14 protein-coding genes are annotated in these 12,785 nt (G+C 42.1%); 5 read left to right on the forward strand and 9 right to left on the reverse strand.

Annotation, left to right across the window (positions count from 1 at the left end; translation table 11 throughout):
* The first annotated feature begins 89 nt into the window (after window positions 1-89).
* Together LCL89_RS07515 and LCL89_RS07520 are read left to right on the forward strand one after the other, a co-directional pair.
* Complete coding sequence (locus LCL89_RS07515) at window positions 90-986, forward strand: PucR family transcriptional regulator (RefSeq protein WP_224809276.1); 897 nt, start codon at window positions 90-92, stop codon at window positions 984-986.
* 126 nt (window positions 987-1,112) lie between these two features.
* On the forward strand, window positions 1,113-2,210 hold the full coding sequence (locus LCL89_RS07520; RefSeq protein WP_224809278.1) for an ABC transporter ATP-binding protein: 1,098 nt from the start codon (window positions 1,113-1,115) through the stop codon (window positions 2,208-2,210).
* A gap of 46 nt (window positions 2,211-2,256) precedes the next feature.
* Here LCL89_RS07520 and LCL89_RS07525 read toward each other — a convergent pair whose 3' ends face one another.
* The 3 genes from LCL89_RS07525 to fumC form a co-directional block, all read right to left on the reverse strand.
* The gene (locus tag LCL89_RS07525) at window positions 2,257-2,490 is read right to left on the reverse strand and encodes a hypothetical protein (RefSeq protein ID WP_224809280.1); all 234 of its coding nucleotides are present in this window, start codon (window positions 2,488-2,490) and stop codon (window positions 2,257-2,259) included.
* 65 nt (window positions 2,491-2,555) lie between these two features.
* Window positions 2,556-2,768 (reverse strand): alpha/beta-type small acid-soluble spore protein, encoded by a 213-nt coding sequence (locus LCL89_RS07530; protein ID WP_197315338.1) that lies wholly within the window; start codon window positions 2,766-2,768, stop codon window positions 2,556-2,558.
* Window positions 2,769-2,887: 119 nt separating this feature from the next.
* Window positions 2,888-4,279, reverse strand: a complete 1,392-nt coding sequence (fumC, locus tag LCL89_RS07535; RefSeq protein WP_224809282.1) for a class II fumarate hydratase — start codon at window positions 4,277-4,279, stop codon at window positions 2,888-2,890.
* Window positions 4,280-4,721: 442 nt separating this feature from the next.
* Between fumC and LCL89_RS07540 the strand changes: the two genes are divergently transcribed.
* Window positions 4,722-5,636 (forward strand): zinc dependent phospholipase C family protein, encoded by a 915-nt coding sequence (locus LCL89_RS07540; RefSeq protein WP_224809284.1) that lies wholly within the window; start codon window positions 4,722-4,724, stop codon window positions 5,634-5,636.
* A 29-nt stretch (window positions 5,637-5,665) separates the two neighbouring features.
* Here the strand turns inward: LCL89_RS07540 and LCL89_RS07545 are convergent, their stop codons facing one another.
* Window positions 5,666-6,961, reverse strand: coding sequence for an MFS transporter (locus LCL89_RS07545; RefSeq protein ID WP_224809286.1), 1,296 nt, complete (start codon window positions 6,959-6,961; stop codon window positions 5,666-5,668).
* Between the two features lie 525 nt (window positions 6,962-7,486).
* Between LCL89_RS07545 and LCL89_RS07550 the strand changes: the two genes are divergently transcribed.
* Window positions 7,487-8,107, forward strand: coding sequence for an NAD(P)-dependent oxidoreductase (locus LCL89_RS07550; RefSeq protein WP_224809288.1), 621 nt, complete (start codon window positions 7,487-7,489; stop codon window positions 8,105-8,107).
* A 144-nt stretch (window positions 8,108-8,251) separates the two neighbouring features.
* On the opposite strand, the gene LCL89_RS07555 is transcribed toward LCL89_RS07550, so the two are convergent.
* The 3 genes from LCL89_RS07555 to wrbA form a co-directional block, all read right to left on the reverse strand.
* Window positions 8,252-9,103, reverse strand: coding sequence for a M15 family metallopeptidase (locus LCL89_RS07555; protein ID WP_224809299.1), 852 nt, complete (start codon window positions 9,101-9,103; stop codon window positions 8,252-8,254).
* 133 nt (window positions 9,104-9,236) lie between these two features.
* Window positions 9,237-9,482, reverse strand: a complete 246-nt coding sequence (locus LCL89_RS07560) for an IDEAL domain-containing protein (RefSeq protein WP_197315332.1) — start codon at window positions 9,480-9,482, stop codon at window positions 9,237-9,239.
* Between the two features lie 260 nt (window positions 9,483-9,742).
* On the reverse strand, window positions 9,743-10,360 hold the full coding sequence (gene wrbA / locus LCL89_RS07565) for an NAD(P)H:quinone oxidoreductase (RefSeq protein ID WP_197315331.1): 618 nt from the start codon (window positions 10,358-10,360) through the stop codon (window positions 9,743-9,745).
* 265 nt (window positions 10,361-10,625) lie between these two features.
* On the opposite strand from wrbA, the gene LCL89_RS07570 reads away from it, so the two are divergent.
* Window positions 10,626-11,495, forward strand: a complete 870-nt coding sequence (locus tag LCL89_RS07570; RefSeq protein ID WP_197315330.1) for a cation diffusion facilitator family transporter — start codon at window positions 10,626-10,628, stop codon at window positions 11,493-11,495.
* A 115-nt stretch (window positions 11,496-11,610) separates the two neighbouring features.
* Here the strand turns inward: LCL89_RS07570 and LCL89_RS07575 are convergent, their stop codons facing one another.
* Both LCL89_RS07575 and LCL89_RS07580 read right to left on the reverse strand, forming a co-directional pair.
* The gene (locus LCL89_RS07575) at window positions 11,611-12,141 is read right to left on the reverse strand and encodes a GNAT family N-acetyltransferase (protein WP_224809301.1); all 531 of its coding nucleotides are present in this window, start codon (window positions 12,139-12,141) and stop codon (window positions 11,611-11,613) included.
* An 80-nt stretch (window positions 12,142-12,221) separates the two neighbouring features.
* The gene (locus tag LCL89_RS07580) at window positions 12,222-12,770 is read right to left on the reverse strand and encodes a hypothetical protein (protein ID WP_224809303.1); all 549 of its coding nucleotides are present in this window, start codon (window positions 12,768-12,770) and stop codon (window positions 12,222-12,224) included.
* Window positions 12,771-12,785: the final 15 nt, after the last annotated feature.

Raw genomic sequence — 12,785 nt, forward strand, 5'->3', positions numbered from 1 at the left:
CTTTCGTCATAACTACAGCGAAAGATTTTGCCTGAAGATGACTATGTACTATCATAATAGTAAAAATTGCATTGAAAAGGAAGTTATACATGTCTATCATTAGCCAATTACAGACCATTTACCCATCCATGATCGTAGCAAAACCGGAAGAAATGAATAACCCTGCTGGTTATTTATGGTACCAAACACCTTCCGGAGAGAAAATCGCCATCCTAAAAGATGACATTAAAAAGAGGGATACAGATATCTTAAATGTATTCCTCCAACCACTAATCGTAGAGAACGCCACAGAAACAGCAAGGGAAAAGTCATGGATGGAGTTTTTGGAAAGAAAAAAGACGAAGCTGTCCTTAGACCCACCAATGAAATACCGTTTCGTGTTCTTTTCGATCGCAGAGCTTCCTGCTGACCGGGACTCGTTTCAAGATGCGTTTCAATCGTTGTTTCCCCGGAGAATGCCCTTGGTATGGGTGACAGACACATCAGGGTTGATCATAGAAGAAATTATGACTTCTGAACAGGAAACTCTTTCTTTCGAAGAAATCATCGATGTATTGATGAGTGACTTTTACACCAAAATACGCTTCTATCTCAGTGAGTTTTCAACTGTTATCCAAGAAGCTCCCGCCATTTATGATTGGTCAAAGAAATGTCATCATGTGGCAGAAAAGTATAGATTCGCATCGGTTATAACTTACAATGATCTTCTGCCATACCTTTACCTTGACGCTCTTCCACAAGATGATTGGAATAATATCCATAGAATTTTCTTCAAGGGGATGGATGGCGACCAGGATCTTCTGCACACCATCAAAGTGTTTTTGGAATCCGGATCGAACGCTACTCTTGCCTCCAAACAGCTCTATATGCATAGAAACAGCTTACAGTACAGAGTCGACAAGTTTATCGAACGGACGGGGATTGATATCAAGAGATTCGATCAAGCAATCATTACTTACTTAGCTTTACTTAGATTGGATAGTTGAATAAGACAGCTTATGACAAAGTGCACAAACGATATTTGTGCACTTTGTCCATTTACTGCCCCCTCTCATTTCGGTACACTGAATCCAGAGTTGAAAACGATTTCACTTACACAGGGGGATATTCAAATGGCTGAAATTAAATTGAAAAATATTGATAAAGTATATGATAAGAAAGTAAAAGCAGTTGATGACTTCAACTTGGACATCGACGATAAGGAGTTTATCGTATTTGTCGGACCTTCCGGGTGTGGTAAATCTACGACCCTTCGTATGATTGCCGGACTTGAAGAAATTACAAGCGGAGACTTCATGATTGATGACCAACGCATGAATGAGGTTGCACCTAAAGATCGTGACATCGCAATGGTTTTCCAGAACTATGCACTTTATCCTCACATGAATGTTTACGACAACATGGCATTCGGATTGAAGCTTCGTAAAATGGATAAATCTGAAATTGACCGTCGTGTGAAAAATGCTGCGAACATCCTTGGCTTGGAAGCTTTGCTTGATCGTAAGCCGAAAGCTCTTTCCGGTGGTCAGAGACAGCGTGTAGCACTAGGCCGTGCGATTGTACGTGACGCAAAAGTGTTCTTGATGGACGAGCCACTTTCCAACCTTGATGCGAAGCTGCGGGTGCAAATGCGTGCAGAGATTCAAAAACTACACCAGCGCCTTCAAACGACAACCATTTACGTAACCCACGACCAAACAGAAGCGATGACAATGGCGACACGTCTAGTCGTTATGAAGGACGGGGTTATCCAGCAAGTAGGTGCACCAAAAGATGTATATGATAAACCAGAAAATGTTTTCGTAGGCGGATTTATCGGTTCTCCAGCGATGAACTTCCTGAACGGTACGCTTGGCGAAGGGCATATTGAAATCGGTGACATCAAAATTGCCGTACCTGAAGGCAAGATGAAACCTCTTCGTGAACAAAATTACATCGGAAAAGAAGTCATTCTCGGTGTGCGTCCTGAAGACATGCATGATGAGCCGGTCTTCATCGATGCCAACCAGGATAAGAAAATCACAGCACATATCGAAGTGGCTGAGTTGATGGGATCTGAGTCGTATTTATACACCAAGTTGAATGACCAGGAATTCATCGCACGTGTAGATTCACGCACAGATATCCAGGGCGGTGAAGAAATTGATCTGGCGATTGATATGAACAAGGTACACTTCTTTGATATCGATACGGAAGAACGTATCCGCTAAATGGAATAAAAGAAGATGAAGCGCAGCTATAATAGCTGCGCTTCTTTCATGATGATATGTCATTCAATCCACAATCTTCACAGACGAATAAATGGACACATTCATTAGTAAGAGAGGAATCCAAGTCACCATCGACAAGATCTGTCCATTTTTGATCCAAGTAAGGACTGTAATCATCTAAATAATCGGTGACTCTTCCCTGGTCTCTCATCGTTCCTTCACACCTCGGACAAACCCTTTCACTCTCTCCCCATCCGTTACATACTCCACATTCATGCATCGATTACACTTCTTTCAATAAAATAAGGAGAAAGGGCGCACCCTTCCTCCTTCGTCACACGTATTTTATTTTTGTCCGTACTGTTGTCCACCGAACTGTTGTTCAGCCATTTGTACAAGACGCTTAGTGATTTCTCCACCTACAGAACCGTTAGCACGTGCTGTAGAATCTGGACCAAGCTGTACGCCGAACTCTTGTGCGATTTCGTATTTCATTTGGTCTAGAGCTTGTTGAACACCAGGTACAACTAACTCGTTTGAACTGTTGTTGTTAGCCATGTTGTCTCACCTCCTGTGTAATCGTAGTATGAGTCGGTCCACTTATTTTTATGACTAAAAATTTAATGGTAATTATTGGAGGTTTTTTTCCAGACTCTACGGCTGACAAAAACGTTCAATTATTTTGCATTCGGTTTGGTCATTGCTTCAGGATCGACATATTCTTCAAACTGTTCTTCTGTCAAAATTCCAAGCTCTACAGCTGTCTCTTTCAACGTCTGATCCCTGTCAAACGCGGTTTTTGCAATTTTAGCTGCATTTTCATATCCGATGTGCGGATTCAATGCTGTAACAAGCATGAGAGAATCACGTAAATATTTTTCAATTTGTTCGTGGTTCGGTTCCATACCACTTACACAACGCTCATCGAATGAAATCATGCTGTCAGCCAGAATTTGAGCAGATTGCAGGAAGTTATAAGCGATGACCGGCTTGAAAACATTCAACTCAAAATTCCCCTGACTTGCAGCAAAGCCGATGGAAGCATCATTTCCCATGACTTGTGCAGCAACCATCGTAACCGCTTCGCTTTGTGTCGGGTTTACTTTCCCAGGCATGATTGAACTTCCAGGCTCATTGGCAGGGATCGTGATTTCACCGATGCCGCAGCGTGGACCGCTGGCCAGCCAGCGCACATCATTGGCAATCTTCATCAAGTCAGCAGCGAGAGCCTTCAATGCTCCATGAGTGTGAACAAGTTCATCATGAGACGTCAGTGCGTGGAACTTATTCGGAGCGGATATGAAATTCTTCCCTGTATATTCGTTTATTTTACTAACGACTTGTTCGGAAAAGTCGACATGGGCATTCAAACCGGTACCTACAGCCGTCCCTCCAATTGCAAGTTCTTTTACGTAATGCACACTCTCTTTGAGCATGTTTTCGGTTTTTTCAAGCATCCGGTGCCAGCCGCTGATTTCCTGCCCAAGCGTAAGCGGCGTAGCATCTTGTAAGTGTGTACGACCGATTTTTACGATTTCGTTAAACGCTTCCATTTTTTCTTTTAATGTATCTTTCAACTGAGTCAATGCCGGTAATACGACATCCTCAACTTTTTGAACGGATGCCACATGCATCGCTGTCGGGTAAGTATCATTGGAACTTTGAGATTTGTTCACATCGTCATTTGGGTGCAGACGCACATCACTACCCTTATCTTTTAGCCACATGTTTCCTACATAGGCAATCACTTCGTTGACGTTCATATTGGATTGCGTTCCGCTTCCCGTCTGCCATACGACTAATGGAAAGTGCTCTTCCAATTCACCAGAAAGGATCTGATCAGCGGCATACTCAATAGCTTCAGCTTTTTCCTTCTCCAATAAACCTAGTTCATGATTCGCCAGGGCAGCACTTTTTTTCAGGATTGCAAACCCTTCAATGACCTCTTTCGGCATTTTTTCATCACCGATCGGGAAGTTTTGTTTACTTCTTTGTGTTTGGGCTCCCCAGTACTTTTCGCTCGGTACCTTTATTTCACCTATCGTATCTTTTTCAATGCGGTAATCCATTAAAAAAATCCTCCCTTGATTAGATCAATACATGCATGTTCATTGTATCAAGAATCATGGGAACAATCATCAACAGCTTTCTTTCAATTTTGACATTTTTTATTGTCAAACTATTTACACTTTTCAGATAATGTAGTATATTAATATCAATAACAAGGAAGGAGGCAAAAACCTAGACTACATAAATGAAAGGAGTGGCGCATCAGTAAGTCAACGTTTTTGCTTGATCTTTCAAAGGGTAAATAAAGGTGGTAAAGGAGAGGGCCTTTCAAGGAAAAGGTTCTCTTCTTTTTTGGTTTTTCCTTCCATCTGGGAACGCTGAAGGGCAAGATTCTGTTCTATCGGAGAATCCTTGTTTTTAACAGAACATAACAATCAGTAAGAAATTCACAGAAAAAATCCACGGCTGGTATATAATGAAAATAAACCGGAGGTGTTGGAATTGCCGAACATTTGGACACATATTTTATTTGTTGACGAGCTTTGTACACGTCTGAATCGATATGACTTGATAAAAACGGCAGGCCCTTGTCTGCATATGGGTGCCCAGGGACCTGATCCCTTCTTTTATCACGATTTCTGGCCTTTTAAAGCTGGAAAAAATGTAGAAGATGTAGGAATGAGATTACATACAGAAAAATGCGGATTAGTGCTGCTGGATATGATTGAGCGGGGAGCATCTGAAAAAAATAAACTGCAGGCCTTCATCCTCGGTTTCGTCAGTCACCACATCCTTGATCGTCACACCCATCCTTATATCCACTTTCACTCAGGCTATGAAGAGAACAAACATCAGAAACTTGAAGTATTGATTGATACCCTGATGCTTGCTCGATACATGAAAAAGCAAACGTGGAAGTCCCCTGTCCACAAACAAATCAAACTGGGTGGAAATAGAAAGTTAATCTCTGGATTTATGATGACGGTTCTGGATCAACATTTCCCAGAAATGATGACCTCCTACCCTCCTGGCTTCATAGAGCAATCCTACAAAGATATGGAGATGGCTCAACGTATTCTTTATGATCCATATGGATGGAAAAACAAGTGGTTCGGGGAAATGGTCTCTTCTTTTTCACATCAGCCTGTAAAAGGGACTGCTGATTATTTGAACATTCAGAGGAATGCATGGAAACATTCAGCCACAAATGAAGAACGATTCGAATCCTTCCTCGATCTATATGAAACTGCACTCCAAGAAGGTGAACAACTCTTCCACTTGATTCTTGGATATTGGAAGGACCTAGACCAAAAGACATTCATGGATATCGAGTCTGTGGTTTCGGATATATCTTATGATACTGGAATGCCTTTAGCAGAAGGGTGGCAGAACAAATGGAGCGAGCCGATCGTATAAAAAAAGAGGGCGTTATATGCCCTCTTCTCTTATGTACGTATGATTGTTTTTTGTTCAGGATCAGTGAAATTCTTTGCGTCTTCGACTCCTTTTTCAATGTCGACGAACTTCAGTAAAATCATTCCTGCCAGGAAGAAAACGATCAAGGAGAGGATGCCATATCTCCCTGAGCCTGTCATTTGAACGACCAATGCAGCAACAAAAGGACCGAACATCGCTGCAAATTTCGAAGAGATGCCGTAAAAACCGAAAAACTCGGCATGACGATCTTCTGGAACCATGCGTCCAAAAATAGAACGACTCAAGGACTGCGCTCCTCCTTGGACAAACCCTACACATACAGCCAAGATGTAAAAATGAAGTGCTGAAGTCATGAAGTATCCTAATATGACGATGATTAAATAAATGAATAAAGCCAACATAAGAGCCCGTTTAGCCGTGATCTTACCAGCCAGCCATCCAAAGAAAAAGGCAAAAGGAATGCCTACAAACTGTGTAATCAATAAGGCAGTAATCAAATCCGTTGTTCCGATTCCAAGATCTCTTCCATATATCGTTGCCATTTTTATAATGGTGGAAATGCCGTCATTGAATAACCAGAAAGCAAATAAAAACAGAAGCAACTGCTTAAAGTTAGGGAGTTCCTTAATGGTTGAACTTACCCTCTTGAATCCAATTTTCATATAGGAACTGTCCCGCTTCTGGTTCACTTTCTTTTCCTCTTTGATATTTTTCATCAACGGAATGGAGAAAATCAGCCACCATACCCCCACCGAAACAAACGATAGTTTTGTCCCTATCAAACCATTTGGGAGCCCGAACCATTCCGGTTTCATTATCATCATCAAGTTGATCGCGAGTAATACTCCCCCGCCGATATAACCGAAGGCATATCCTCCCGCAGAAACTTTATCAATTTCTTCTTCATCTGCCACTTCCGGTAAAAAAGCGTCATAAAAAATATTGCCACCTGAGAAACCGATCGTACCAAGAATTAAAAGGACAGAAGCAAATAAGTAATCCCCTTCACCTACAAAAGCCATCAGTATACTCGCTGTCATTCCCATAAAAGCAAAAAACATCAAGAACTTCTTCTTTGCTGCTGAAAAATCACTGATCGCTCCAAGAAACGGTGCCAATATCGCTACGATTAAGACGGCAATAGATTGGGAATAACCCCAGTAACTGATCGCAAGCGACTCCTTCACTCCTTTGGCTGCGACATCGTAATAAAACACAGGCAGGACAGCAGCCATCATCGTAGTCGCAAAAGCAGAATTGCCGAAATCATAAAACATCCAGCTTAGAACGGGTTTCTTTTTCATAAAAAACCCCCAATTCATGTTATTTTAAATAAGTATAGCATGTACATGTTATTGATATTTGTTTTTTTAAACCTAAGGATCTGTTGAAGTGTATTGTTGATATTTTTTAACGGTGAGTTTTTTGTCAGAGGGTGGGAGAGAAGGGAAAACAGTCCGCTTTCCGCGGGGAACGCTGAGCCTCCTCGAACTCCGTTCTCCGGGGTCTCACCTTGTTCCTTTTTCCCGCAGGAGTCTCCCTGTTTTCCCTTCTCTCCCATTCATAGTTTCGCTTTATAAAGGTATATGATTTTTCCGTTCACCTATTTTGATGAGGTGGCCTTGGAAATGAGGAGACTCCTGTGGGATGAATGTACATCGTGAGACCCCGGAAGGCGGAAGCCTGAGGAGACTCACGGTACCCCACTGAAAGCGAGTCATTCTAAAAGGCTGCCTCACACGAATTCAGCGCATGAAAGTACTTTTGAAAGCTGAATTTACAACACAAGCATTTACAGAGCCAAAAATTATTCTCTCAGAGGTGAAGTTATGAAAATTGCAGTATTTGGAGCTACCGGGCGCGTGGGGGCTAGAGTGGTCAATAAAGCTATGTCAGATGGTCATGAAGTCAAAGCTCTCGTAAGGGATGAAGACAAAGCGAAAGATATCATTCCTGGAGCAGAACTAGTGACAGGAGATGTCAAAAACCGCGAAGATATAGAAAATACCTTGAAAGGGTGCGAATGTGTCTTCAGTGGTTTGGGCACAGATAAAACAGACACTCTTTCTACTTATATCCCTATGGTTATCGATCTAATGAATGAACATGGAATAAAGAGAATCGTCACGATCGGAACCGCTGGAATCTTGAACAGTCGTTTTGAAGAAGGGAAGTTCCGTTTCCAATCCAATGAATCCAAGCGTAAATTGACGTTTGCGGCAGAAGAACATTTAAAAGTATATCAAGCCCTCAACAAGAGTAGACTTGAGTGGACAATCATCTGTCCAACCTACCTGCCTGAAGGTGATTCAGAAGGTGAGGTTCGTTATGAAATCAACTACCTGCCTGAGGGTGGAAAGAAAGTGACCACAGAAGATACGGCAGAATTTGCTTATCAAGAACTGATTCAAAAACGATTTATTCACCAACGTGTGGGTATATGCTATTAAAGAGAAACTCCACACCAAAATAGGCACATTACATGCCCGAGTTATATCAGACTCCGCTTACTAACCTAAGGTCTCAGGATAAATCAACATTAAAAGAGCAAAGTATAAATAAAACCCTTCAATCGCTGGATTGAAGGGTTTTATTTATTCATTATCTGGATACAAACCGAAGAATTCTTCCAAAGTCAATTCTTGTTTGTGTATGTCCGTCGATATTTCTTCTCCGACATATCTCAAATGCCATGGTTCATACGTATATCCTGTAATTTCATCTTTACCTTTGGGGTAACGGATTATGAATCCGAATTCATGGGCATGCTCAGCAAGCCACGTTCCTTCATCAGTCTGTCGGAAAGACTGGTCGAGTTTGAATGCTAGTTGAGCTGATGTTATATCCATTGCCAAACCAGTCTGATGCTCACTCGTTCCAGGTTTTGCAGAGAATGTATTCGCTTTTTCCTCTCCATATTGATTCACATAACCTTGATAAATCGTTTTCTGTCGATCATACGATCGATAACCTGACGCAGCGACGAGTTCCACTCCATCTTTTTCAGCGGCAGCAAACATTTTTTCAAGAGCCTGGGCAGCTTCAGAGCGCATTTTCTTCTTCGGTAGATCTTCACTGAAGTAAAAAGGGACATCAGGAATGACTAGATTCGGAGGCATATACCCTTCAGGGAGTTTTCGTTGTTTATTAACGACTACTTGAATGCTTTCAGGGTTATCGACAACCGTCAATTGATTCTCAGAGTTCTCTTCTTCCTTTGGATCGTTCAAAGGGTTTTCCGGTTGGTTTCCTTCAGCGTCGTTGACTTCTTCTTTAGTATTCTCCGTGGAAGACTTGAAAACGGGCTGATTTTTCGATTCTATATTTTTTTCACTTTGTGGTGAGAGTCCGGCCGTCTTCTCTTCTTCATCTACAGGCTGGACAATCGAACATCCTGCTAAACTCAGGCTGAGGATGGCAGTGCTGATATAAAGTCTTTTTCTCATAATCGTACCTTTCTCCCGATGTTAGTATACGTACAATATAACATTAAAAGGAAGAAGATGTATATGAGAGGTTTTCACTGTCTTCGGATAGTAGACGCAAAAAAAGCCACTGCTTGGCAGTGGCTGTCATTTATTATTTGGATCCTACATAAAGCTGGAATTCTTTACTTAAGCGTTCAAACTCTTCACGATCGTTATTATCAATCGCTGAGTTGATCTTTTCATCAAAACGCTTCTTATTGAATTGGAAGCTCATTTCATCCAAAAACAAACGCGAGGCTAAGCGGATTCCATAAGACAACTCTCTTTTCGCGGTAATCTTTTTACCTTTATAATCGGGGTCGCGACGAATGACATATACCATCTTTTGCTTTCTCATGAGATTACCCCCTTCATGCTTTTTTTCATTATGACGGATTTAAACTATTAAAGCAACAAGTTTTCTGAATATTTAGTAATATATTTCCCATATTTCTATTTTTTAAACCTCAAATCCACTGATACCAAGCATTCAGCTTATATTTCATATGTATTCTACTCTATTGAAAGATATTCTATTTGTTTTGATATTGAATACTATTTAAGAGACAAAAGAAAAACCACGCACATTTCTTAGAAACATGCGTGGTTTTTGATATGTTATTCACCTGTGAATTTTGAAGCTACCTCCAACGTACGGTTCACTTGATGATAGACAGCAGCTTTTGCAGCTTCTTCATCATCTTTGATGTTCGCTTCACCGTCTACACTTACACTCGTTCCATAAGGATTTCCTCCAGCACCAAAAATCGCATCATTCGTATAACCCGGAGCAGCGATGATCGCTCCCCAGTGGAACATCGTCGTGTATAAATTCAATAATGTCGCTTCCTGACCTCCATGAGGGTTTTGGGCGGAAGTCATAGCACTCACAACTTTGTTGATCAGCTTCCCTTGGAACCATAACCCACCTGACTGGTCTAAGTATTGTTTCAGTTGTGCCGGCACGTTACCAAATCTTGTAGGGGCACTGAATATAATGGCATCGGCCCAGTCCAAGTCATCGACTTTAGCTTCCGGTACAGTATCTTTTGTAGCCAGATAATGTTCCTTCCAAGCCGGGTTCTGCTCCATCGCTTCCATTGGTGCTGTTTCAGGGACACGGGCAAGTTTCACTTCAGCGCCTGCTTCGCGGGCTGCATCTTCAGCCCATTGAGCCATTTTGTAATTCGTTCCAGTGGAACTGTAATAGACGATTGCCAACTTTACATTAGACATCAAAAAATCTCTCCTTTTTTATAGTGTTGCATAAAACTAAATTGCAATTCACTTTCCTTGTATTCCCTGGATGAACAATTTCAAACTTAAGAATATTGTATTCGAGATATTAAGTAATAGTCTTACAGCTTTTGTTTGCATGGGTGCAAACAATCTTGCCTCGACCAATCAATGTGTATATGGAAAGTAATTTTTCTCTAGACTTAAATGGACCCGCTTTGGTAAGCTTTATCAAGTTGAATAAGATGATTCGGGGGTTCTTCATATGAGCGAGTATGAAAAATTGAAATTGGGAGAGAAAGGCGCCTGGGTAAGCATCATCGCCTATATCGTTTTAGCTTCCGTCAAGCTATCCATAGCCTATTGGGGAAACTCGGAAGCACTCAGGGCCGATGGTTTGAATAACACAACTGATGTTATAGCCTCGATTGCAGTACTGGTCGGCTTGAAAATATCCCGTAAACCACCAGATGCAGATCACCATTATGGACATTTTCGCGCTGAGACGATCGCTTCCTTGATTGCTGCCTTCATTATGATGACCGTTGGGTTTGAAGTCATTATCGGAACTATTCAAGACATCATCAACGGGCATACAGAACAGCCTTCATTAATTACTGCCTGGACTGCGCTTGCAGCTGCAGTCGTCATGTATTTTGTATACCGCTATAATTTGAATTTATCCAAAAAAGTCGACAGCGCAGGGCTCTATGCTGCCGCACAGGATAACCGCTCGGATGCCCTTGTCAGTATCGGTGCCGCTATCGGTATTTTTGGTGCTCAATATGGAGCTTTCTGGTTGGATCCTCTGGCTGGTCTCCTAGTAGGTGTCATCATCTGTAAAACAGCTTGGGAGATTTTTAAAGACTCCACTCACAGTTTGACGGATGGGTACGACGAAAAAGATATTGAGGCCATCAAAGAAACGATTGCCAGCCATCCTGATGTGTTGGCCGTCATTGATGTGAAAGCCCGGCTTCAGGGGAACCAAACACTCCTTGAGGCAACCATTCACGTTAACCCCCGCATTACCATACAACAAGGTCATGAGATTACCGATGAAGTAGAAGTAATGCTTGAGCAGGAGCGGGGAATAAAGTATGCCCATATCCATGTTGAACCTTTTTCCAAATAGCTTAAAAAGAAACTTTCACCATACAATTACATGCTTTGCCGCTGGAGTTAAACCAGCCATGCTATATAAAAAACCCGATCACTGGAGTCATGATGCCCAGGTGATCGGGTTTTATTTAGAAATTATTCAATAAAGTATCAATATCTTTCCAGCCATAAGCCGTTTCTTCATAAGTCCCTTGACCGATTGTCACTTTTTCAGCTTCAACTGGTACAGCTCCTAATTTCGTATAGAAAGTATTGGAAGGATTCTGAGTCAGAACCCAGACAAGTAACGATTCATATCCAGCTTCTTTCATCCCCTGCGCAAAAGTTTGGATCATTTTGGCTCCATACCCACGGCCTTGATAGTCATCTAATAAATAAATCGCATAGATCTCACCATCATAACTGTAATTCTTTGTCCGTTCTTTTCCTCCAGAAACGAAACCGACGACCTCTTCTTCGTCATTTTCTATGACATAAGCGATTTGACCATTTACAGGCTTTTTCAAAACCGTTTCCCAAAGAGCGATACGATTTTCCAGAGTGATGTTACTTAAATCTTTTTCGTCAATTAAATCTTTATATGTAGACTTCCAACTGCTTAAATGGATATTGGCAATCGTTTCGGCGTCTTCGAATTTAGCAGATCTGACTTTAGGCATTCTCATCTTCCCCCTTGTACCAGCTTACTTACATTTTAACAGAAAAAAAGGCACCCCGCTCGAGGTACCATTTTTTTTTATTAACACTGAAAGCTGTCGATTTTATCCGTATCAAACCCGGTGTAAACCCAGCGCTGTTGGCGTCGTCTCCAACGATAACCTGCTACAGATGTTCTACCGATAAAGACAGGGAAGAACCAGAAGCTGCGCCCGTTCTCTAACCGCACCCATGTATAACGGTACAAGCATCCGTATAAAGATCCTGGATCGACCGCATAAACATCGGGACCTCCCCAACCTTTTCCTTTGCCTTTACCTTTCCCTTTTCCCTTACCTGGTGGAGGTGGCAGTTGACCACCTGGCCCTTGACCATAGCCACCAGGGGACCACGGCCATTGACCGTAACCGCCCGGGCCTTTACCATAGCCTCCGCCGCCAAAATAACCGCCTGGACCCTGACCATAACCTCCGCCACCAAAAAAACCGCCTGGACCCTGGCCATAGCCTCCGCCACCAAAAAAACCGCCTGGACCCTGGCCATAGCCTCCGCCACCAAAATAGCCGCCTGGACCCTGGCCATAGCCTCCTCCGAAAAACTGTCCGAACGGGAAGCCTTGTTGTCTGTACATGACGATCAAATCCTT

Source organism: Halobacillus yeomjeoni, assembly GCF_020171525.1.
Lineage (GTDB): Bacteria > Bacillota > Bacilli > Bacillales > Halobacillaceae > Halobacillus > Halobacillus yeomjeoni.

Excerpts from the sequence above, each read along its gene's own strand:
- LCL89_RS07515 (WP_224809276.1), top strand. The coding sequence starts at position 90 with ATGTCTATCATTAGCCAATTACAGACCATTTACCCATCCATGATCGTA.
- LCL89_RS07520 (WP_224809278.1), top strand. The coding sequence starts at position 1,113 with ATGGCTGAAATTAAATTGAAAAATATTGATAAAGTATATGATAAGAAA.
- LCL89_RS07525 (WP_224809280.1), bottom strand. The coding sequence starts at position 2,490 with ATGCATGAATGTGGAGTATGTAACGGATGGGGAGAGAGTGAAAGGGTT.
- LCL89_RS07530 (WP_197315338.1), bottom strand. The coding sequence starts at position 2,768 with ATGGCTAACAACAACAGTTCAAACGAGTTAGTTGTACCTGGTGTTCAA.
- fumC (WP_224809282.1), bottom strand. The coding sequence starts at position 4,279 with ATGGATTACCGCATTGAAAAAGATACGATAGGTGAAATAAAGGTACCG.
- LCL89_RS07545 (WP_224809286.1), bottom strand. The coding sequence starts at position 6,961 with ATGAAAAAGAAACCCGTTCTAAGCTGGATGTTTTATGATTTCGGCAAT.
- LCL89_RS07550 (WP_224809288.1), top strand. The coding sequence starts at position 7,487 with ATGAAAATTGCAGTATTTGGAGCTACCGGGCGCGTGGGGGCTAGAGTG.
- LCL89_RS07555 (WP_224809299.1), bottom strand. The coding sequence starts at position 9,103 with ATGAGAAAAAGACTTTATATCAGCACTGCCATCCTCAGCCTGAGTTTA.
- LCL89_RS07560 (WP_197315332.1), bottom strand. The coding sequence starts at position 9,482 with ATGAGAAAGCAAAAGATGGTATATGTCATTCGTCGCGACCCCGATTAT.
- wrbA (WP_197315331.1), bottom strand. The coding sequence starts at position 10,360 with ATGTCTAATGTAAAGTTGGCAATCGTCTATTACAGTTCCACTGGAACG.
- LCL89_RS07570 (WP_197315330.1), top strand. The coding sequence starts at position 10,626 with ATGAGCGAGTATGAAAAATTGAAATTGGGAGAGAAAGGCGCCTGGGTA.
- LCL89_RS07575 (WP_224809301.1), bottom strand. The coding sequence starts at position 12,141 with ATGCCTAAAGTCAGATCTGCTAAATTCGAAGACGCCGAAACGATTGCC.
- LCL89_RS07580 (WP_224809303.1), bottom strand. The coding sequence starts at position 12,770 with ATGTACAGACAACAAGGCTTCCCGTTCGGACAGTTTTTCGGAGGAGGC.